At 65.6% G+C, this 22,965-nt stretch carries 9 protein-coding genes; 3 read left to right on the top strand and 6 right to left on the bottom strand.

Features of this window, described 5'->3' with window-relative positions:
* Nucleotides 1-158 precede the first annotated feature (158 nt).
* Together J7396_RS19945 and J7396_RS19940 are read left to right on the top strand one after the other, a co-directional pair.
* Nucleotides 159-416 (top strand): hypothetical protein, encoded by a 258-nt coding sequence (locus J7396_RS19945; RefSeq protein ID WP_139790250.1) that lies wholly within the window; start codon nucleotides 159-161, stop codon nucleotides 414-416.
* Nucleotides 413-10,606, top strand: coding sequence for an autotransporter-associated beta strand repeat-containing protein (locus tag J7396_RS19940; protein ID WP_209261989.1), 10,194 nt, complete (start codon nucleotides 413-415; stop codon nucleotides 10,604-10,606). Before J7396_RS19945 ends, J7396_RS19940 begins: the two co-directional genes overlap by 4 nt.
* 300 nt (nucleotides 10,607-10,906) lie before the next feature.
* Here the strand turns inward: J7396_RS19940 and J7396_RS19935 are convergent, their stop codons facing one another.
* The 6 genes from J7396_RS19935 to J7396_RS19910 form a co-directional block, all read right to left on the bottom strand.
* On the bottom strand, nucleotides 10,907-11,518 hold the full coding sequence (locus J7396_RS19935; RefSeq protein ID WP_209261988.1) for a response regulator: 612 nt from the start codon (nucleotides 11,516-11,518) through the stop codon (nucleotides 10,907-10,909).
* Nucleotides 11,515-12,537 carry a HAMP domain-containing sensor histidine kinase gene (locus J7396_RS19930; RefSeq protein WP_029819413.1) on the bottom strand — a complete coding sequence of 341 codons (1,023 nt, stop codon included), beginning with the start codon at nucleotides 12,535-12,537 and terminating at the stop codon, nucleotides 11,515-11,517. Before J7396_RS19930 ends, J7396_RS19935 begins: the two co-directional genes overlap by 4 nt.
* A 118-nt stretch (nucleotides 12,538-12,655) precedes the next feature.
* The gene (locus tag J7396_RS19925) at nucleotides 12,656-14,152 is read right to left on the bottom strand and encodes an efflux transporter outer membrane subunit (protein ID WP_209261987.1); all 1,497 of its coding nucleotides are present in this window, start codon (nucleotides 14,150-14,152) and stop codon (nucleotides 12,656-12,658) included.
* A complete protein-coding gene (locus J7396_RS19920; RefSeq protein ID WP_029819415.1) occupies nucleotides 14,149-17,241 on the bottom strand; it encodes a CusA/CzcA family heavy metal efflux RND transporter in 3,093 nt (1,030 codons plus the stop codon). Before J7396_RS19920 ends, J7396_RS19925 begins: the two co-directional genes overlap by 4 nt.
* On the bottom strand, nucleotides 17,234-18,349 hold the full coding sequence (locus J7396_RS19915) for an efflux RND transporter periplasmic adaptor subunit (RefSeq protein WP_122272804.1): 1,116 nt from the start codon (nucleotides 18,347-18,349) through the stop codon (nucleotides 17,234-17,236). Before J7396_RS19915 ends, J7396_RS19920 begins: the two co-directional genes overlap by 8 nt.
* 488 nt (nucleotides 18,350-18,837) lie before the next feature.
* Complete coding sequence (locus J7396_RS19910) at nucleotides 18,838-21,573, bottom strand: S8 family serine peptidase (RefSeq protein ID WP_209261986.1); 2,736 nt, start codon at nucleotides 21,571-21,573, stop codon at nucleotides 18,838-18,840.
* A gap of 1,102 nt (nucleotides 21,574-22,675) precedes the next feature.
* Between J7396_RS19910 and J7396_RS19905 the strand changes: the two genes are divergently transcribed.
* On the top strand, nucleotides 22,676-22,951 hold the full coding sequence (locus J7396_RS19905; protein ID WP_057681692.1) for a hypothetical protein: 276 nt from the start codon (nucleotides 22,676-22,678) through the stop codon (nucleotides 22,949-22,951).
* The last annotated feature ends 14 nt before the right edge of the window (nucleotides 22,952-22,965 follow it).

Here is a 22,965-nt window from a genome sequence, read left to right as displayed (position 1 = left end):
CAAGCTCGGGCTCATCCGTTCAAATCACTTCAAAAAATTCAAAATTCCGCTTTGCAAGTGATGAATCCAGCATAGATGGTGTGGGTCAGTACAGATGAGGCTGAAAAACCTGCATTTAGCGGGCACGAGCAAACCAGTCCACAGATCTGGCCTGTGTCATGGATGAGGTGAGAGTTAGTGATATTCAGCACAGTTTCAATCGTATTGAATCGCCTATTAATTTAATGGCGCGGCGAATAGAGAGTGGTATTAACTCAACTTCTCCCTGCAAGCGATGTTCGCGGCTAATCGCCATTATTCGTCTAGGTGGCCTGGCTGCTTTAAACCAGCTCTACCGTTATTCCAATCCCGTCTTTGGAGGCGCGCGCCTGGGTGCGCGCTGGTCTCTGCCCGGCAATCAGGGGGAATTCAAATGAATCGTGCATTTGCGCTGGTCTGGAACGCAGCCATTGGCAATTGGGTGGTGACGCATGAATTGGTGCGTCGGCGTCGCAAGCCTGGCTCACCCCGTCGTCAATTGCCGGCCTTGGTGGTCCTTGCGGTGGGGGCCGCCGCACCGATGCTGGCCTGGGGCGCATGCACGCCGGCCATCCCCGCGGCGGGCGCAACCGTCACCTGCTCGGGTACGCCGGTCACCAGTAACAGTTTTTCCAGTAGCGCCAACAACCTGACCGTGAATGTCGCCTCCGGCAGCCAGATGACCGCAGGCCTGTTGGGCGGCACCGCCATCGCCCTGAGCGGTACCAATTCCACACTCAACAACGCCGGCACCATCGACCCTTCCGTGCTTGGGCTGCTCTCGGTACTGAGCAGCGGCGTGACCATGGGCAATGCCAGCTCCACTGCAGTCACCGTCAACAATCTTGCCAGCGGCACGCTCTACGGCACCGGCGGCTTGCTGGGCGCCAATCTGCTCAATCTCGACGGTATGGCGCTGGGGCTGACGTCGGCCAGCAATGGAACGGTGCAGATCAACAACGCTGGCGTGATCGATAGTCGCCCGTTGCTGGGATTGTCAATCCTGGGGTCGGACACGCCGGTGATCGCGGTGACCGGTGGAGGCACCGTCAACGCGGTCAATACCGGCACCATCAACGGACGGGTGGGCTTTCAGAGTTCGGCCACCGGCAACACGTTCGTCAACTCAGGCACCATCAACGGCAGTGTTTCGATGGGGGCGGGCAGCACCAACAGCTTCACTGCAGTCACCGGTGGCAGCGTCAACAGCGGGGGAGGCCTTGCACTGGAATTGCTCGGCCCGGGCGGTTTGCTGAGCTTCGCGCAAACCGGTGTGGTGGATGGAGGCCTGGGCGGAAACAACACGCTGATCCTGCAAAATTCTGCGGTGGGTACCGGCAGCGGCAGCACCGGCACCGGAACTTTAAGCACCGCGCAATACATCAATTTCGGAAATTTGCGCGTCAATAGCGGCACCTGGTCGGTGGGCGGGGCGAGCAACTTCGCCAACAGCGCGCTCAATGGTGGCGTGTTGCAGTTCGCCAATCCTGCGCAGTTGGGCACCACCATCACCGCCAACGGAGGCACGCTCCAAGCCACCGCTGCTGGCCTGACCCTTGCACCGACCAATGGCATTGCGCTTGGCGCGGGCGGCCTGACTGTGCAGGGCACCAATAACCTGACCGTTGGCAGCGCAATTACCGGCACCGGCGGATTGACCAAGACCGGCACCGGCGGACTGGCGCTGACCGGTACCAGCACGTTCAGCGGTGGCGTCAATCTGGTCGATGGCGCGTTGACGGTGGGCACCAACAGTGCCTTGGGCACCGGCACGGTCACCGCATCCGGCGGCAGCCTGTTGGCAGGTGCCGCAGTGAACCTGGCCAATGCGTTTTCGCTAAGCAACACGGTGGGTATTGGCGGCGCAAACGCGCTGCGAATCGGAGGGACAATCAGTGGCACCGGGGCGCTCAACAAGGTTGGCGCCGGCACGCTGACCTTGGGCGGCAGCAATACCTACAGCGGTGGCACCACCCTGGGTGCAGGCAGCGTGCTGCTGGAGACTTCCGGTGCGCTCGGCACTGGCACGGTCACTGCGGCAGGCGGTTTGCTGGATAACACTGCACCACTGACCCTGACCAACAACTTTGCGCTCGCCAATACGCTGGGCCTGGGAGCCAGCGGCAACGCGTTGACCTTGAGCGGCACGCTGGCCGGCGCTGGCGGTGTCAATAAAACCGGCACCGGAACGCTGTCACTCAGCGGCACCAATACCTATAGCGGCGGCACCACGCTGGCAGCGGGCACGCTGCAACTGGGTACCGCGTCCGCGCTGGGCACGGGCGCATTGAATGTCACCGGCGCATCCAGCCTGAGCACCACTGCGCCGTTGACGGTGACCAATGGCATCAGCCTTGCCGCACCGTTGAACTGGACCGGCGCACAAGCGCTCACGCTCAGCGGCGCCATCAATGGTGCCGGCAGTTTGATCAAGAGCGGTACTGGCGATCTCACCCTGACCAACGCCAACACCTACACCGGCGGCACTACGCTCAGCACCGGGCGACTGGTGGTCGGTTCGAATGCGGCCCTGGGCACCGGCACGCTCACCGCCAGCGGAGGCGAGCTCGATGCCACGGCCGCGTCCACGCTGGGCAACGCGATTGCGCTGACCGGAAACCTGGGCGTCGGCAGTAGCGGCAACGCGTTGAATCTCACCGGCACCATCAGTGGCGCCGGTGCATTGAACAAACTCGGTGGCGGGACGCTGACGCTGGCTGGTCTGAACACCTATACCGGCGGCACCAGCCTCAATGCCGGCACCTTGCAGGTGGCCAGCGGCACCGCACTGGGCGCCGGTACGTTGAATGTCACTGGCTCTGCGAGCTTGCAAAACACCGCCGCTGCCACGCTGAGCAATGCAGTGACGCTGAGCACCGGCGCGCTGACCCTTAATGGCGCGCAGGCGTTGACCTTGGGTGGCGCCATCAGCGGTGCAGGCAGCCTGGTCAAGGCCGGCGGCGATCTCACGCTCAGCGGCAACAACACCTATACCGGTGGCACCGCGCTCAACACCGGCAAGCTTACGGTGGGCAGCAATACCGCGCTGGGGAGCGGGACCTTGACCGCAGCGGCCGGCACGACGCTGGACAACGCAGCAGTGAGCACGCTCGCCAATGCCATTGCACTGGCAGGGCAGTTCACTGTGGCTGGGAGCAACGCGCTCACGCTGACCGGGGGCATCAGTGGCGCCGGCAGCCTGGACAAACTCGGCCCGGCCAGCTTGACCCTCAGCGGCAACAACACCTATCTGGGCGGCACCCGCCTGACGGCAGGCAGCCTGATTCTGGGCAGCGATGGCGCACTCGGGGCGGGCAGCCTGAGCGTGAGTGGCGGCCTGCTCGATAGCACCGCTGCACGCGTGCTGGCCAACAACGTGGTGCTGGATGCGGATCTGCAACTTGGCGGCAGCCAGGACCTGACCCTCACCGGTGGCATCAGCGGCATCGGTGGCCTGGTCAAAGACGGTGCAGCAGCGCTGACACTGACCGGCGCAAACACCTTCGGTGGCGGCGTGGATCTCAACGCGGGGAGCTTGTCGGTCGGCAGCGGCGCGGCGCTGGGCAGCGGTGTGTTGACCGCAGCCGGCGGAACGCAACTGCAGGCCACCACCGCCACCACGCTTGGCAACGATGTGGTGCTCAATGGTGCGTTGTCATTGACCGGCAACAACAACCTGGGCTTGAGCGGTACCGTGAGCGGCGCCGGCAGCCTGGTCAAGCAAGGCACCGGAGCGCTCACGCTCAACGGAAACAACAGTTACACCGGCGGCACCGCGTTGAACGACGGTGCCCTGGTCGTGGGCAGCAATACCGCACTCGGTAGCGGCGCACTTACTGCTGCCAACGGCACGCTGCTCACCGCTGCCTCTGCGGTGACCTTGCAGAACGCGCTCACCACCAACGGTGCGCTGACGATCGATGGACAAAACCTCACGCTCGATGGCGCGATCGATGGCGCGGGCAGCCTGATCAAGACCGGCGCGCAGACGCTCACCCTCAATGGCAACAACACCTGGAGCGGTGGGCTGCAACTGCAGGGTGGTTCGTTGCTGGTTGGCAGCGACACGGCATTGGGCGCAGGTACCTTGACTGCCGCAGGCGGTACCACGCTGGATGCAAGCACCGTCGTGGCGCTGGGTAATGCAGTCGCCTTGAATGGCACGCTGACCCTGCCTGGCACGCAGGATATTGCGCTCAACGGCGTCGTCAGCGGCATCGGTGGCCTCGACAAGCAGGGCAGCGCCATCCTGACGTTGAGCAACGCCAATACCTTCACCGGTGGCGTTGCGCTGGACGCGGGCAGGCTGGTGCTTGGGAACAATGCCGCGCTTGGCGTGGGTGACATGCGAGTCAACGGCCCTGCCGAACTGGATGCCACTGCCGCGTTGACGGTAGGCAACAACCTCGCGTTGAACGATCAACTGACGTTGGTGGGCAGCAACGATCTGGTCTTGAACGGCAGCGTCAGCGGCACCGGCAGCCTGGTCAAGAATGGCGCCACCACCCTGTCGCTCACGGCCAGCAACAGCTACAGCGGCGGTACCAGCCTGACTGCAGGCACCATCGCGGTGGGAGCCGACAATGCGCTCGGCACCGGCAGCCTGTCGGTGCTCGGCAATTCGGTATTGAGCAATGCAGTCGCCGTGGCGCTAGGCAACGACATCGCGCTGGGCGCCGCGCTCACCGTGGATAACGCCGCAGACATGTTGGCAAGCGGTGCCATCAGCGGAAGCGGAAGCCTGGTCAAGACCGGTCTTGGCACGCTGACCTTGAGCGGTAACAACAGCTACACCGGCCCGCTGGCGATTCAGGCCGGCACCGTGGTGGCCAGTACCGCGGCCTCATTGGGCAACGCCAGCAATGTCGATGTCGCGGCAGGTGCGCTGTTGAACCTGACCAACGGTGGCTTGATCAACACGCTCACTGGTGCGGGCGGTGTAGACACCGATACCGGCGCCACGCTGCAACTAGGCGGCGGCGATTTCGCCGGCAGCCTGGGCGGTGGCGGCAACCTGGACAAGGTGGGGGCCGGCACCGTGCGTTTGCTCGGTACCAGCGCGATCGGTGGCAGCACGCAGGTCAGTGCGGGCACGCTCGATGTGGTCGGCAGTCTCGGCACCAGCGCCTTGAACGTCGCATCGGGGGGCACGCTGACCGGCACCGGCGCCGCCGGTAATGTGGGTGCGGCGGTCACCGTCAGCGATGGCGGCAGGCTCGCACTGACCAGCGGTTCGTCGTTGAGCGTGGGCGCGTTGACGCTCGCGCCAGGCGCGTTCGTCGATGTGGCGTTGGGCGCGCCAAGCGCAACCCGCTTGCTGGCCGTCAATGGCGATCTCACCCTGGACGGTACGCTCAACATCACCGATCTCGGTGGCTTCGGGACCGGCGTGTACCGGTTGATCGACTACACCGGCGCGCTCACCAACAACGGCATGCTGATCGGCCTGTTTCCGGGCAGCGTGGACATCAGCCAGCTCGCCCTGCAGACCGCCATCGGCCAGCAACTCAATCTGGTGGTGACCGCGCCGGGCAGCATCGTGCAGTTCTGGGATGGGGTGCAGACCACAGCCAATGGCACTGTCGATGGTGGCGCCGGCACCTGGGGTGCAGCCACCAACTGGACCGGCCAGGACGGTAGCGCCAACAGCACGTGGCAAGGCGACTTCGCAGTGTTTTCCGGTACGGCCGGCACGGTGGGTGTGCAGGGCACGCAGAACGTCGGCGGCCTGCAGTTCGTGACCGATGGATATCAGCTGACCAATGCCGGCGCGGGCGCACTGGCGGTGACCGACCCGTTGACCGCCATCCGCGTCGATCCGGGTGCCACGGCGAGCATCGATGTGGCCATCACCGGCACCGGCGGCGTGCAGAAGCTCGATACCGGCACGCTGGTGCTGAGTGGTCCCAACACCTACACCGGTGGCACGGCGCTGGGCGGCGGCAGCCTGGTGCTGGGCAATGCGCTAGCGTTGGGCAGCGGCACGCTGACCGCCGCAGCGGGCACCACGCTCGATACCAACCAAGCATTGGCCCTCGGCAACGCGGTGGTGCTCGATGGCGCGTTGACGCTGCCCGGCAGCAACGACCTGACATTGGCCGGCGCCATCAGCGGTGCAGGCAGCTTGATCAAGAACGGCACCTCCACGCTCACGCTGGGAGGCAGCAACAGCTACCTCGGCGGCAGCGTGTTGAATGCCGGCACCCTGGCGGTGGGCAGCAATACCGCACTCGGCACGGGCAGCCTGTCGGTGCTGGGCGATGCGACGTTGAGCAATGCCATTGCCTTGGCCCTGGGCAACAACGTCAACCTGGGCGCCAACCTGACCATCGCCAGTGCGGACGATCTGGCGTTGACCGGCGTGCTCAGTGGCGCGGGCGCGCTGACCAAGACGGGCCTGGGGACCTTGACCCTGTCCGGCAGCAACCTGTTCAGTGGCCCGGTGTCGGTGCAGGGCGGCGTGCTGGCCACCTCCGCCACCGGCACGTTGGGGACCAGTGCCAGCGTGGACGTTGCGGCAGGGGCGGGGCTCTCGCTCGGCAGCAATACCGCATTGAGCAGCGTGACCGGCCTGGGCAATGTCGCGATCCAGGGGGGCAGCACCTTGCAACTGGGCGTTGGCAACGTCGGCAGCACCTTCGCAGGTGCGTTGAACGATGCCGGCAATCTCGAAAAAGTCGGCACCGGCACCGTGCAACTCACCGGCACCAGCGCGATCGGCGGCACCACGCAGATCACCGCGGGCACGCTGGATGTGGATGGCACGCTGGGCAGTGCCGGTGGCGTCACCGTGGGCACCGGCGGCACGTTGAGCGGCAGCGGCGTGGTCAATGCCGCGGTCACTGTGAATGACGGTGGCCGCCTGGTGGTGACCAGCGGTGCGCTGCTGACCACCGGCAGCCTGAGCATGTCGCCCAATGCCACGCTCGATGCGTTTTTGGGGATACCCAGCCAGACCGGTGTGCTCGCGGTCAACGGCGACCTCACGCTGGATGGCACGCTCAACATCACCGACATCGGCGGCTTCGGCACCGGCGTGTATCGCCTGATCGATTACACCGGCACCTTGACCAACAATGGCATGGGTTTCGGCACCTTGCCGGGCACGGTCGACCCCGCCCAGCTCACGCTGCAGACCTCGCTGGCGCAGCAGGTCAACGTGGTGTTGTTGGCTTCTGGCAGCAACGTGCAGTTCTGGGATGGTGCGCAGACCGTCGCCAACGGCAGCGCCGAGGGCGGTACCGGCACATGGACCGCCGGCACCACCAATTGGACGTCGGTCGATGGGCTGACCAACAGCGATTGGCAGAACAGCTTTGCGGTCTTCGCAGGCACCGCGGGCAACGTGGGCGTGCAGGGCACCCAGGGCATCACCGGCATGCAATTCGTCACCGATGGCTATGTGTTGAGCGATGCAGGCGGTGGCGCACTGAGCGCCAACGCAGCGAACACCATCATCCGCGTCGACCCCGGCGTGACCGGCACCATCGACGTCGCCATCGGCGGCAGCGGCACGCTGCAAAAGCTCGACACCGGCACGCTGGTCCTGACTGGTGCCAACACCTACACCGGCGGCACCGCGCTCGGCGGCGGCAGCCTGGTGCTGGGCAATGCGCAGGCGCTGGGCACCGGCACGCTGACTGCCGCAGCGGGCACCACGCTCGATACCGATCAAGCATTGGCGCTGGCCAATGCGGTGGTGCTCGACGGCGCGTTGACGCTGCCAGGCAGCAACGACCTGGCATTGACCGGTGCAATCAGCGGTGCAGGCAGTTTGATCAAGAACGGCACGTCCACCCTCACGCTCAGCGGCAACAACAGCTATGCCGGCGGCACGACGCTCAGCGATGGCACGCTGGCGGTGGCCAGCAACACCGCCCTGGGGAGCGGCACCTTGTCGGTCACCGGCGATGCGGTGCTGAGCAATGCCATTGCCGCGGCATTGGGTAACGCGGTCACGCTGGGTGCGGCGCTGACCGTCGACAACCCGGCCGACCTCACCCTTGCCGGCAACATCAGCGGCAGCGGTGCGTTGATCAAGACAAACACCGGCACCCTCACGCTGGACGGCAGCAATACCTACAGCGGTGGCACGACGCTCACTGCGGGTACGCTGGTGGGCGACAGCGCAAGCCTGCAAGGCGCCATCGTCGATAACGCAACCTTGGCGTTCAACCAGGCGGCCGATGGCGTGTTTACCGGTTCGATCACCGGCACTGGCACGGTGGTCAAGGAGGGCGCCGGCGCATTGCTGCTCAGCGGCGCCAATGGCTACGCCGGTGGCACCACCATTGCGGCCGGCACCCTGATCGGCGACACCGCCAGTTTGCAGGGCGATATCACCAACAATGCAGCGTTGGTGTTCAACCAGACCACCGGTGGCGTGTATGCCGGCGCGGTCAGCGGGACTGGCTCGCTGGAAAAGACCGGCAGCGGCGTGCTGCAATTGCTTGGTGCCAATACGTATACCGGCGGCACCGTCATCAGCGCCGGCAGCCTGGTCGGCAATACCACCAGCTTGCAGGGTGATGTGGTCGACAACGCGACGTTGATCTTCGATCAGGCCAGCGACGGCGTGTTCGCCGGCGCGGTCAGCGGCACCGGTAGCGTGATCAAGCAAGGTGCCGGCGCGTTGACCTTGGTGGCGCCCAACACCTACAGCGGCGGCACCACCGTCGCCAGTGGCAGCCTGATCGGCACCACCGACAGTCTGCAGGGCAACATCGTCGACAATGCAGTGCTGGTGTTCGACCAGGCGACCGATGGGACCTACGCCGGCAACGTCACCGGCAGCGGCGTGCTGGTGAAGAACGGCACCGGTACGCTCACCCTGGACGGCGTCAACGGTTACCTGGGCGGTACGACCGTCAACGCGGGCACGCTGGTTGGCAACACCGCCAGCCTGCAGGGCGACATCACCAACAACAGCACGCTGACCTTCCTGCAAAACAGTGCCGGCAGCTATGCAGGCAGGTTGTTCGGGGTCGGTCGCTTCATCAAGCTGGGGACCGGCACGCTGTTGCTCACCGCCAACAGCAGCACCTTCACCGGCCCGACCGAGGTCAACGCCGGCACCCTGAGTGTCGGCAACCTGGCCAACCCGGGCGCGGCGCTGGGCGGGCCGGTCACAGTGGGTCCGGGCGGCACGCTCGCCGGCAGCGGCAGTGTCGGCAGCCTGGTGTCATCGGGCACGGTCGCCATCGGCGGTGCCGGTGGCACCATCAGCGTCGGCGGCAATGCCACGTTTGCACCAGGCTCCACGTTGCAGGTGACGCCCGGCGACGGCGGTGTCGTCACGCCGGTGGCGGTGGGCGGCGCAGCCAGCGTGGCAACCGGCACCACGCTGGCGCTGGTGCGGGCGACCGACTTGCCGCTGTTTACGGAAATTCCGGTGATCAGCGCCGGCGGCGGCCTCACCGGGCAGTTCACCAACGTCATTTCCGACTACGCGTTTATCGAGCCGGATGTCAGCACCACCGCGACCGGATTGTCGGTGACGTTCGGGCGCAATACGGTGGGCATGGTGGACGCGGTCACCACGCCGAACCAGCAGTCCACGGCGGCGGCCGTGGACGGCTTGCCGAACACCAGCCCGATCTATCAGGCCGTGGTGCGTTTGCCCGACGACCCGGAGGCGGTGCGCACCGCGTTTGCCTCGCTGTCGGGCGAAAGTCATGCCAGCACTGCAACGGCCCTGCTGGACAGCCGCTTTCTCTACAGCGGCATCGCCAACCATCTGCGTGGCGACAGCCAGGACACGCTGGTCGGCGACACCATGGTCTGGATCACCGGGCGCAGCCTGCCCACCCGTGTCGATGGCGATGCCAATGCGGTGTCGGTACGTCGCGAGGACAACGGCGTGATGGCCGGTGCGGAACGCCGCTTCGGCGAACGCAGCGTGGTGGGCATTGCGGTCGGCAACCAGGATATCGAGAGCTGGTCGCGCGAATGGGGCGACCGTGCCGATGTGGATGGCACGCATGCCGGCGTGTATGGCCGGGCCGATTGGTCTGCGTTCTCGCTGCAGGGTGCGGTGGACTACGCCAGCTATCGCGTCGACAGCACGCGCCGGGTGATGTTGCCCGGCGTGCTCGAAGAGCGCATGGACAGCCGCTACGACGCCACCGCCGTAACGGTGTCGCTGGAAGCGGCCTGGAATCTGCGCACCGAAGGCGCGGTGTACAGCCCGTTCATTGCGGCCGATTACACCCGCCTGAAGACCGACGGGTTCACCGAACGCGGCGGCATCTCCGCGCTGTCGGTGGACAGTGCCAGCGACACCTTCAGTACCGCCACGCTGGGCGTACGTGGTGATTGGGACCTCGGCCAGAAGGCGGCGTTGTATGCGTCGGCAGGCTGGCGGCATGCCTTCGGCGACCGTTCCGTGCAGCGCTCGGCCGGCTTCGTCGGCACCGCCTCGGAGTTCTCGGTGCAAAGCGTCACCCTGGCCAAGAATGCGGCCATCGGCGAGCTGGGCGTGAGCCTGGTCACCTCGCCACGCAGCCGGCTGGCACTGTCGCTGCAAGGGCTCAGCGGCGACGGGCAGACGGCGTACGGTGGTCAGGTGACCTGGGGAGTGAGCTTCTGAAGTCTTGTCTTGCCGCATGCCTGACACCGGAAACAAAAACGCCCCGGATACCGGGGCGTTCTTTTTGCCCGCATTCCTGTGTCTGTCGCGCGCGCCGCAAGATACGCACCGGAGCGTCAGGTGCGTTGCGGTGACCAGGTCAATGCATGACATCGAGAGCCGAAAAAGCGCTGCGTGGGTGCTGCGTCATGGCGCTGTCATCCTGGAGCACGCAGGCCGTCATGGCGGCTGGATGCCCGCCGATGGCGCGTGCGCGGGCAGCTAGCACAGCACGCCTGCGCACCGGTCACACAGCGCGCATCACAGCCCGATGCGTTCGGCCAGGCGCACCAGTTCGGCCAGCGAGCCAGCCTGCATCTTGCGCATGGCCTGGCCACGCCGCACTTTCACGGTGATCTCGCTCAGGTGCAGGCGCGCGGCGATCTGCTTGTTCAACAGACCTTGCACCACCAATCGCGTGACATCCTGCTCGCCGCTACTCAGCGACTCCCAACGTGCACGCAATTGCGCGGCCACCGCCTCGCTCTGGCGGCGCGCACGGTCACGCCGGATGCCGTCCTGAATGGCATCCAGCAGGACCTGATCGCGGAACGGTTTGGTCAGGAATTCGATCGCGCCGTTCTTCATCGCCTCCACGCTCATCGCGATATCGCCATGGCCGGTAATGAAGATGGTGGGCAGGGCAACGCCGGATTCGACCATGCGCCGATGGAACTCCATCCCGCTCTGGCCCGGCATGCGAATGTCCAGCACCAGGCAGGCGGGTGCCTCGTGCAACCGGTGCGCGAGGAATTGATCGGTGGAACCGAACGCGTAGACCTGCAAGCCGACCGAGGCGAACAGATCCTCCAGTGCAGCGCGCATCGAGGCATCGTCGTCGATGAGATACACCACCGGGGCCGGCTCGCTCATGGCCTGCGCTCCGTCGCGACCAGGGGCAGACGCAGGCCGAAGCGCGCGCCGCGTACACCGGCCGGCTCGGCCCAGATCTGCCCGCCGTTGGCTTCCATGATGGTGCGGCTGATGCTCAAGCCAATGCCCATGCCATCGTCCTTGGTGCTCCAGAATGCTTCGAATACATGCGCCAGTGCGTCATCGGACAAGCCTGGGCCGGTGTCGTCGATGCACAGGCATGCCCACCCACCATCGGTGTGCGAGCGTACATGGATGCTGCGCGCCTCGTCCGGCAAGGTCGCCAGTGCCTCCACGGCGTTGAGCAACAGATTGCCGATGACCTGCTGGATCTGTACGCCATCGGCCAGCACCGCGGGCAGGGCAGGGTCCAGCTCCAGCGACAGCGCGATGCCATGGCGCTCGGTTTCGCCACGGGTGAGGGCAATCATGTCGAGCACGGTGCGGTTCAAATCCAGCGGCTGGCGTTGGCTGGCTTCGCCACGCGCCAATGCACGCATGCGCGCGATGATGGCGCTGGCGCGGCCGGCGTCGGCGAGCATGCGCTCCAGTGCTGCATCGGCCTTGGCCAGGTTGGGCGGTTGCTGCGCCAGCCAGCGCTGGCAGGCATTGCCACTGGTCACGATGGCGGCCAAGGGTTGATTGACTTCGTGGGCGATCGATGCGGCCAGCCCGCCCATGCTGCCGCTGCGGGTGAGCCGCAACAGCCGTGCCTGTGCGGCATGTGCGCTCGCCTTGGCCGCTTCCATCTGCACCGCCAGATAGGTGGTGACCGCCACCACCACCGCACTGATGCAGGAGTTGATCACGCCCACGCGGTAGCTGCCGGCCGGGGTGAGATGGAAGCTGAGCACGATCAGCGCCAGGCAGGTGGCCGCCAGCAGCACTACGCCCGTGCGCGTCAGCAGGCGTACCGACAGCAGCACCACCAACGTATAGAACAAGGCTGCCGCCACCGCATAGTCGGTGAAGGTATCGGCCACGAAGATCGCCGCCATGCCCGCCACCAGCCCGACCATGCCGAGCAGGTCGGTACGCGTGGGTGGCGAGCGGAAGAGAGAGGTCATGCGCATGGCGGCGATTGTCTCAGCTGGCGCCGCCGCCGTTACACAACCGGCGCTGGCTGCGGTGCGTGATTCATGGAGCCGCGGGCTTGGGCGTCCGGGCCGCTGGCGACCACCACGGCCCGCCACCCAGGGCCTGATACAGCGCCACGGTGTCGGTGTAGCGGGCGGCTTGTGCCTGGACCGTGGCGGCCTGCGTGCTTTGGTAGGCCTGCTGCGCCTGCAGCAGATCTGCCATGCCCACCGCACCGACCGCCTGTTGACGTTGCACCAGCGCCAGCGTGCGCTCGGCCAGGGCCTGCGCATCGGCACAGGCACGCAGGTTCTGCGCGTCGCTCTGCAGCGCGGTGAGCGCGTTGGAAACCTCGCCAAATGCGTTCAGCACCACGCTGCGGTATTGCGCCATGGCCTGCGCGTAGCCAGCTTCGGCCGCCCGTTGCTGATGCGCAAGCGCGCCGCCATGGAACAGCGGTTGCAGCAGGCTGCCGGCCACCGACCATTGCGTATTGCCGGCCGCGAACATGCGCCCGACACTGGAAGCAGAGCCGCCGCCGGCCGCACTCAAGGTAATGGATGGCAAGCGCGCAGCGGCCGCCACCCCGATCAATGCGCTGGCAGCCTGCGCCTGCGCTTCGGCGGCGCGGATGTCCGGGCGGCGATCGACCAACCGCGAGGGCAGCGATAACGGCAATTGCGCCGGTAATTGCAGCGTGTCCAGCGTAAATGCCGCACCCGCACCCGCACCCGCAGCGTCGCCAGGCAACTGCCCGCCCAGAATCGCGAGCAGGGTCCGTTGCTGTTCCAGCTGTTTTTCCAGCCCCGGCACCGCGGCCTGCGCCTGTGCCAGCGCCGTGCGTTGGGCCAGCACCTGCGCTGCACCGAGGGCGCCAAGCGCCTGCTGGCGTTCGGTGAGCGTGCAGAGCTGCTCGGCGATGGCGACCTGCGCGCGCGCAGCCTCCAGCTGCGCGCGCACGGCCGCCTCGCCAATGGCCGCGTTCACCACGTTGGCGGTGAGGCTCAGGTACGCCGCATCGCGCTGATCGCGCTGGGCCTGTGCCTGCGCACCGGCCGCTTCCACTTGCCGCCGCGTGCCGCCAAAGACGTCCAGCGTGTAGCTGACGCTGAGTTGGGCGGTGCGTAGCGCATACGGTGTGTCGATGCCGGCATCTGGCGCCGGCACCACCGAATCGCGTTGCCGGCTGGCATCCACATGCAGATCCGCTTGCGGTAGCCAGGCACCGCGTTGTGCAGCCAGCGTCTGCTGCGCCTGCCGGAGCGCTGCGTCGGCGGCCTGCAGGTCCGGATTGGCACGTAAGGCCCGCTCCACCACAGCATTGAGTTGCGGCGAGCCGAAGGCGCGCCACCAGGCGGCCGGCACGTCCTGCCCGGGCTCGAACTGCTGCGCACCACCATGTGCTGCGTCGGCGGCCACGGTCGTTGCCGGTAACGCATTGGCGGTATAGCGATCGGCATCAGGTGGAGCGGGGCGCTGAAAGTCCGGTCCCACTGCGCAGGCGGCGAGCGATACCGCCACGGCACTGGCGAGCAATGCGTTGCGAACGTCGGTCATGCGGTCGTCTCCGGGCGGCCCTGGCGCGTTGCGACGAAGGCTTCCATCAGGTAGTAAAGCGATGGCAACAACACCAAGGTGAGCACCGTGGCGGTGACCAAGCCGCCAACCACCACGGTGGCCAACGGGCGCTGCACATCGCTGCCCAGGCCAGTGGCGAGCATTGCCGGTGCCAGGCCAAGCGCTGCCACCGTCGCGGTCATCAGTACCGGCCGCATGCGGCTCACCGCACCGGCCACCACCGCCTCGCGCAAGGACATGCCCACGTCCTGGCGCAGCCGGTTGATTTGCGCGAGCATCAGCACCGCGTTCAGGACCGCCACCCCGAACAGGGCGATGAAACCTACCGCGCTGGAGACATTGAGGGTCATCCCGCGCAGGTGCAATGCAGCCAACCCGCCGATCATGGCCAGCGGCACGGCGGCAAGCACCAATGTCGGCTGGCGCAGGTTGCCGAATGCGCCAAACAGCAACACGAACATGATGCACAAGGTGGTTGGCAGCACCACCAGCAAGCGCGCCTGGGCACGCTGCAGGTTCTCGAACTGGCCACCCCACACCAGCTGCATGTGCTGCGGGTCGAGGTGCACTTGCCGCGCGAGCGTGGCCTGCGCATCGCTCAGGAAACTGGACAGGTCGCGGCCGCGCACGTTGAGCCGCACGATGATGTTGCGCCGGCCCATCTCGCGCACGATCACGCTCTGGCCACTGGTGGTGGTGATGCTGGCCACCGCCGAGAGCGGTATCTCGGCGCCGGCAGCGGTGCGCAGGCGCAACGCGCCGATGGCCTGCGGATCGTTGCGATACCGTTGCGGAAAGCGCACGGTGAGGTCGTAGCTCTTCTCGCCGATGTACATCTGCCCGATCGGGTTGCCGCCGATGCCGGTGGAAATCAGATCCGACACATCGGCCGCATTGATGCCATAGCGTGCTGCCGCCGCGCGGTCGAAACGTACCTGCAGGTTGGGCAGGGGCGGCTCTACATCCACGGCGATGTCCGCAGCGCCCGGCACCTTGTGCAAGGTTGCAGCCACCTGGTCGGCAACGCCGCGAACCTGCTGCAGATCGTCGCCGAACACCTTCACGGTCAGATCGCTGTGCGCGCCGGAGAGCTTGTCCTGCACGCCGTCGATCATCGGCTGCATCATGCTCACCGTGTAACCGGGCATCCGTGCATAACGTGCGCCGAGCGCAGCGATCAATGCCTGCTTGTCCATGCCGGCCGGCCAGTCTTTGTAGGGACGCAGGCCAACGCTCGCTTCGATATGCGAAGGCGTCCAGTAGTCGGTGCCATCGTCGTTGCGCCCGGTCTGGGTCACCACGTACGAAACCTCGGGAAATTCCAGCGTGGCCTTGCGCAAGGCATTGGCCATGGTGGCGGCCTTGTCCAGAGTGATGCCTGGCGGCATCTGCACCTGCAGCCACAGCGATCCTTCGTCGATATACGGCAGGAAGTCGCGGCCGATGCTGCCCCCCAACACCGCCAGCACGCACAGGGCCAGCGCCGCGCAAGCCAGCAGCCAGCCGCGTCGGCCCACGCTGCGTTCCAGCAATGCGCGGTAGCGCTGCCCCAGTGTTTCCAGCACGCGGTTGTGCATCATCTTGCGCGGCCTGCGGAACGCCAGCCACGCCAGGCCAGGAACCAATGTCAGCGCCACCAGCAGCGCACCGATCAAGGCCGCGCCCACCGCGTAGGCCATCGGCGAAAACAGCTTGTATTCGATGCGTTCGAACGCCAGCAGCGGCAGGTACGCACAGCCGATCACGGCCATGCCGAAAAAGATCGGCCGCGCCACCTGCAGGGTGGCGTCGATCGCATCGCGCGCCGTCAATGCACGCTGGCTGTTTTCTTCGCGCAGGCGCAAGACGTTTTCCACCAGCACCACCGCGCCATCGACCAGGATGCCGAAGTCGATCGCGCCCAACGACAGCAGATTGGCCGGAATCTTGAGGTGGTGCATGAAGATGAAGGCGATCAGCAACGACAGCGGGATGGTCAGCGACACGATCGCCGCCGCACGCGGGCTACCCAGGAAGATCAACAGCACCACGCACACCAGCAGCATGCCTTCGGTCAGCGTGGCGCTCACCGTATGCAGCGTGGCGTCGATCAACGCGGTCCGATCCAGGTACGGCACCACCTTGACGTCCCTGGGCAGCACGCCGTTGTTGAGCTCCTCCACGGCACTGTGGATGCCTTGCAAGGCCACCGACGGGTTGCTGTCCTTGAGCAGCAACGCGATGCCTTCGATCGTGTCCGGGTTGCCGTCCTTGCCCAGAATGCCGCGTCGCTCGACATTGTCGTAGCGCACCTGGCCCAGGTCCTTGACCAGGACCGGTACGCCATTGCTGCTGCTCACCACCACATTGCCGATGTCCTGCAACGAATGCAGCAGGCCGATGCCGCGGATCACGTAACTTTGTTCGCCACGATCCATCACGCTGCCGCCGCCATCGGCGTTGTTGCTGGTGATGGCGCTCTTGACCTGCTGCAACGACACCCCGTACCGGGTCAGGCGGTCCGGCTCCAGCGCCAGCGAAAACTGCGTGGTAAGGCCGCCGAAATTGGTCACATCGGCCACGCCTGGCACTTTCTGCAGGCGCGGAATCACCGTCCAGAATTGCAGGTCCGACAGCTCGCGCAGGCTGCGTGTTTTCGATTCCAGCGTATAGCGATAAATCTCGCCGGTGGGCGAGGTGTATGGGTCGAGCCCGGGAATTGCGCCATAGGGCAGGGTGACCGCCTGGATGCGTTCCAGCACACGCTGGCGCGCGAAGTAGCCTTCGGTCCCATCGTCGAAGACCAGCGTGATCAGGGAAAGGGCGAACAGGCTGCGCGAGCGCAACACATGCAGGCCGGGCGTGCCCATCAACGCACGTTCCAGCGGCACGGTGATCTGCTGTTCCACTTCTTCTGCACCCAGGCCCGGGATCTGCGTGACCACCTGCGAGGTGACATCGGCGATGTCCGGGTAAGCCTCCACCGGCAGCTGCGTCCAGCTCCATGTGCCGTATAACGCAATGAGTACGAAGACCAGCCAGACGATGCCGCGACGCTGGAAGCAGGTGGTGATGATCGCCTCAATCATTGAGCAAGGCTCCGTCCTTGATCACCACACGCTCGCCGGCCTTCAAGCCGGACAGGATTTCGGTATAGCCCTCCATTGCGCGGCCGGTGGCCACGATGCGCGAGCGATAAGCGAACGGCGCGGTTTCGACAAACACCCGCGTGTACAGTCCCATCTGCAAGAGCGCGCTATCGGGCACCACCAATGCCTGTTGCGGGCGCGACTGGAACTGGGCGCGCGCAAACATGCCCGGCTTGAGCAGGCCGTCGCGGTTATTCAGGTCCACCCTGACTTTCAACGTGCGGGTGGCGGGGTCGAGCAAATCGTCCAGGTGTTGCACGTGGCCGACGAAGCGTTGGCCAGGATAGGCATCCAGGCTGGCAGTGACCGGCTGACCTTCGAAGACCTGGCCAATCTCGCGTTCCGGCACGCTGGCGGTGAGCCACACCTGCGAGATATCGGCCACGGTCATCAGTGACGCCGACGTGTCGTTCCAGAAGCCGCCCAGCGCAGCGCTCAGCTCCGCCACGCGGCCGGCAATGGGCGCACGCACGACATAGCGCCGGTGCGAGCTCGCCTGCGCAGCCACACCCAGCTGGGCCAGGCGATCGCTGGCCGCCCGTGTATCGTTCTGCGCGCTGTCGAAGGCCTGCTGCGCCGCCTGCAGATCGCGTGCAGCGGAAATGCTGTCCGCTGCCAGCGCCTTCTGCCGGGCCAGTTCCAGGCGCGCCTGTTCCAGCGTGGCGCGCGCCTTGCCGGCATCGCTGTAGGCACTGGCGAGTTCGGCAGAATCCAGCACGCACAGCACATCGCCCGCATGCACGGTGTCGCCCAGGGTCTTGGGCAGTGCGACCACGCGCCCGGCCAACGGCGGCACGACGCGCACCAGGCGCTCGGGCAGCACGTCGATCACCGCCGGCATCTGCAGCAGGGGGGCGATGGGTTGGCTGCGCACCGCCTGCACGCGCAGGCTGGCACGCAGGGGCGAGTGCGCCGGCACCATCACCTGCGTGTTGGTGTGGATCAGCAGCGGCGAGGGAGCAGCCGGCGGCGGCGTGGCTCCGCAGCCGGCCAGCAAGCTGCACACACAGGCAGCTGCCAGCGTAGAACGCAGGAAGGGGGACGACATGCGATGACTCGTACGGGGAGAGGGAAGGCGTTGCACCCGCGGTCGGCGATGCGCGAACGCAGGCCGCGGTTGCATCGGCGATGGATCTACGCGCGCTGCCGGCAGCGGCGTACATCGGCATCGCCTGGCACCCATGGCGCATCGCCACAGGTGTGAGGTTGCGCGCCAGCCATCCGGGCCGGCGCAGTTGCAACGCGTGCTGCAGCCGCGTCGATGGCGTGCATGGTGCCAGCCGTCAGCGCGCGAAACCAGGGGTTTTCGGGCGTTTTCGCCAGTCCATGGACATCGCATCGATATACTTTCGTATCGTCTGCGCGGGGCCGGCACGCAAGACGCCGTGTCAGCCAAGCGCTTGGCGGTTTCGCCATTGGCACGCGGCCGTCAACGAAAAGGCCCCGGACATGCCGGGGCCTTCTTTTAACTGTCACGCAGCAGTGTGCGTGACATCGTCACGTGCATCGCCTGCAGCACTTCTGCATCGGCTGCGATCAGAACTGCCAGCGCAGACCGATGTTGGCGTTGATGCTGTTGGTGTCCGAACGAGCGCGCTCGGCACCCACGTTGCCGTAGATGGAGAACGCATCGTTGAGCTGGTAACGCAGGCCAACCGAGGCGCGCAGCGACTGCTTGGACACCGGCTCGCCGGCGACATTGAAACGCGCTTCCGGCAGGCCGGTGAACCACGCAGAGAAGTCGGCATTCGGGTTGCCCAGCAGCGAGCGATACGCCACCAGACCATCGAAGCTCCAGTTGCCGCGCGCCAGATGGCCACGCACACCCACCTCGCCGTACCCTGCGCGCAGGGTATCGCTGTTCGCGCTCAGGCCCAGGCCCGTCACCGAGGCTTCGCTGAAAGCATCCTGGGTCTGGCTCACCACACCGGCTGCCACGAACGGCGACAACCCGGCATGCGGCATCAGGCCGATTTCCGCGCGCGCCGACCAGTTGGTGTCGTGGCGACGGTCCTGCAAGCGCTCGCCGATGCTGCCGGCCTGCACGTTGCGTTCGGTCTGGACGTTGCTCATGCCGTACGAACCGATCGCCGACAGATACGCCTGGCCGATCGGCTGGTACAGGTACGCGGTCATCGCATACCGGTCCGAGCGCAGACGGCTCGAAGACGCGGCGATGTGCGCACGGTCCTGACCGGAGGTCACGGCCGCACCGACGATGGTGCCGCCGCTGCCCATCGGCAGATCCACGCCGAAGGTGGTGGCCTGCTGGGTGTAATCGGCCGAAGCGAAACCGCTACGGCCCAGATTGCCGTCCAGGTAGCTGCCCTGCATCCAGGTGGTCAACGTGGTGGTGTCGGCCAGGTAGGGCAGGCGGTCGGCGGCCACACGTGCGTCGTTGAGCGCGGACTGGAAGCCCAGCGTGCGCTCGATGCCGTGCACCTGGCCGGTCAGGGTCGGCAGCGACGCGGCAACCTGCGCATCGGATGCTGCAATCAGCGAACCGGTGGCGCTGATCAGGCCACCCAGGTTGTCGGTGTCGCCCGAGGCGACCCGGGTATCGAGCACCTTGACCAGCGCATCGGCCTGGTTGGCACCGTTGACCACCGACTGCGGTGCACCGGCCGCCTGTGCGCTGGCCGCGGAGGCATTGCGGGTCAGGGTCGCGGTGACGGTGGTCGAGTCGTAGGACAGTGCCGCGGTCCAGAAGAAATTGTTGGCGTACTGCACGCGGTCGAACGTGCCTTGCAGGAGGCCCGCCTTGACGATCTTCTCGGTGCTGCCGACGGTGTAACCGGCCGCTTCCGGCAGCAACAGCAGATTGCCCTTCAAGCTGGCCCGGCCGGTGACAGTGAGGCCCTTGCCCAACTCGAGCGCGGTGGTGCCGGTGTTGTTGACCAGGCTGTAGTTGCCGTTGATCACACCGCCGCGCGATTCGAACGTGGCCGAGTTCAACACGATCACATCCGAACGCAGGCTGCCGGACAGTGTGAGCACGCCGTCGCTAATGCTGGTGCCGCCGGTATAGCTGTTATTGCCGCTCAGGGTGAGCTTGCCGGCCCCGTTCTTGGTCAGGCTGCCCGCGCCGGAGATGTCGTTGCTGAAGGTGCTGTCGTAGCCAGCGGTCACATTGGCCGCCCAGTTGCTTGCGAACTGGCCCGGGCCCTTGATCGCCTTGGCCGCATTGACCAGGCCCCAGCCGTACAGCGCGTCCACGCCCGGGTCGCCCAGGTCGGTGGCGGTGGTCAGCAGGGTTTGCTGCAGGTTGGAAGCGCTCATCCACGGATACGCGCCCAGCACCTGCGCGGCGACACCGCTGACGGCGGCGGTGGAGAACGAGGTGCCGGCAATCTGGCCCTGCAATTCGGTGCCGGCCAGGGCCGGGGCGGTGTAGCTGCCCGGCGCGACCAGGCACCACTGCGCGGCGGCGCCGCAGTGATTGGAATAGCTGGTCAGGCCGGCGGCGTTGCCGGCGCTATCGATGTTGATCGCACCGACGGCCAGCCAGTTGTTGCGCACACTGGCTTCCTGCACCGGCGTTGCCGCCGGGTAGGAAGCTTCTGCCGCGCCTTCATTGCCGGTGGATGCCACGATCAGCGCATCGGCCTGCACCAACGGGGTCAGTGCGTATTTCCAGGCCAGCGCAGCGTTGGCACTGGAGGCGGCATCGGGGTAGGAGGCACCGATGGAGAGATTGGCGATCCGCACGCCAGCCGCGGCCATGTCCACCGCCGCACGACGGGTCTGCTGCGTGCCGCAGGAATTTTCGGCGCAGATGCGCGCATAGAACAGGTCTGCATCCGGCGCGACACCACCGGCGAAGCCGTCCTGCGCGGAGCCCAGCACCAGCGCAGACACAATCGTGCCATGACCGCGCAAGGCATTGGCCGACGACTCGGGCGTGCCCGGGCTGGCGGTGTAATCGTTGAAGCTGTCGACCTTGCCGCTGATCGGTGCGTAGCTGGGCACCAGGTTGTCGTCCAGCACGGCCAGCTTCACGCCCTGGCCCCGCGCGCCCGCCTGCTGCGCCAGATCCGCGTTGGTCGGCACCAGCAGATTGCTGCCCACGCCCTGATAGCGTGGCGGGGCCGGCGTCGGCGCGGGCGTGGTCTTGGGCAGCGGGTCCGCTGCCGGCGGCGGGGTCGTCGGTGTCGGCGCGATCACCGTGGTCTGCGGTGCGTCGCTACGCACGTTGCCGCCACCGCCACCGCCGCCACAGGCGGTCAGGACGAGGCAGGAGGCGATGGTGGTTGCCAGTAGCGAGCGATTCATTGGTTGGTCGGTTCCAGTTATTGAGTGCGCCGCTACTGCTGATGATTCAAATTTGGCGCAGAAGGACCCCGCGCCGGCGATCGCCAGCGAAGGCATTAATTTCACGCGTTATTCATTTCTCGACCGCTGCGCCTCTTCCCCACGAGTGCGCCCGCGGAGCATCTGAAAAATACGTTTGGTATTACTCAGTGCTTGCGAGATTGTTTAACGGCGCTATCTGAGATCTCTGAAATCTGAATGGACAGTTGCTATTCAGAGAAAAATCGCCCAAATAGGATTTGCCGATTTAATCCATAGCCAAAACGAATTAGAGGCGCATTAGCAGGTGAGCCTGCAGATTATTGTCGGAGCGTACTCAACAATAATGCGTCACAAATCTCGCGGGGCGACAATCCTAAATGCGACTGCGGTCTTCGTGAATCAGGGAATCGCATCCGCCTTGTCGGTGAAATCACTACGCTGGGTAGCGAATTCAAGCGCGAGTTAGCGGATCTAACGGGCTCTAGCGCAGGACGTTCGTGGCCGGACTGATACTGGCAAAATTATACTAATTTGCTCATTTCCTCTTGCCGATTAATTGAATATATTCCCGGGAATATAATAAATAAGGTCAGGCGCGAACCTCCATTGTGCGTAATCCTGCACTTCAGATGGGTCAAATTCACTAGTTCGGCACCTTGCTTAAAGATCGGGCAGCAATTTCGAATAAATCTCGCAGCCAGGTCGTTGATCTTTCAGACGGGGGCGCAGCTGAATGGCGCGTGTTTTTTTCCTGTGTGTGGATTTAAATTCCGACACGCGCAGCTGCATTCCCCGACGGCAGGCCGGGTCAAACGCCAGCGATGACGCTTACCGTCATGGGCGGGAAGCGCATCGCCTGCCGCTGCGCGGCTGCGTCCGGTGTCGCCGTTCGGCGCACGCTGGTGGCCAGGTTCTGCCAGGCCCCATCGCGGTTCCACATCACACAAGGCCGATCGCCGCGCAACACCACCTGTGCGGGCGACAGGTTTGGCGATGCTCGCTGCAGCGCAGACTGCGATCGCGTAAACGGTTCAAGGTGTGCTGCTGCCGCGCTGACCGATCGTCGCTATGCTCGCTGGGGATGAGCACCACATCGCCCGAGGATCTGCTGACGATGGAAGGCACGCTGCATGGCATTGCCTATGCCGTGGTGGCCCGTCAGCTAGAGCGCCAGCGCGTGGTACTGGACACCTTGCAGGTAGGCGGGCAGTCGGTTCCGTTGACGGGCTCTCCCACATTCGGTTCGCTGCAGGCTGCAGTGGACATCGGGAGCAAACTGGCCCGGCAATACATCGGCGAATTGCTGAAGAAGCAAACGCGCCCGCACTCGACCCCGCCCGGCAACGCACAGGGCTAGCGCGCAGACGCCAG

It is taken from the genome of Xanthomonas sp. A1809, assembly GCF_017746015.1.
GTDB lineage: Bacteria > Pseudomonadota > Gammaproteobacteria > Xanthomonadales > Xanthomonadaceae > Xanthomonas > Xanthomonas euvesicatoria.
This window is presented reverse-complemented; position numbering and strand designations above follow the sequence as displayed.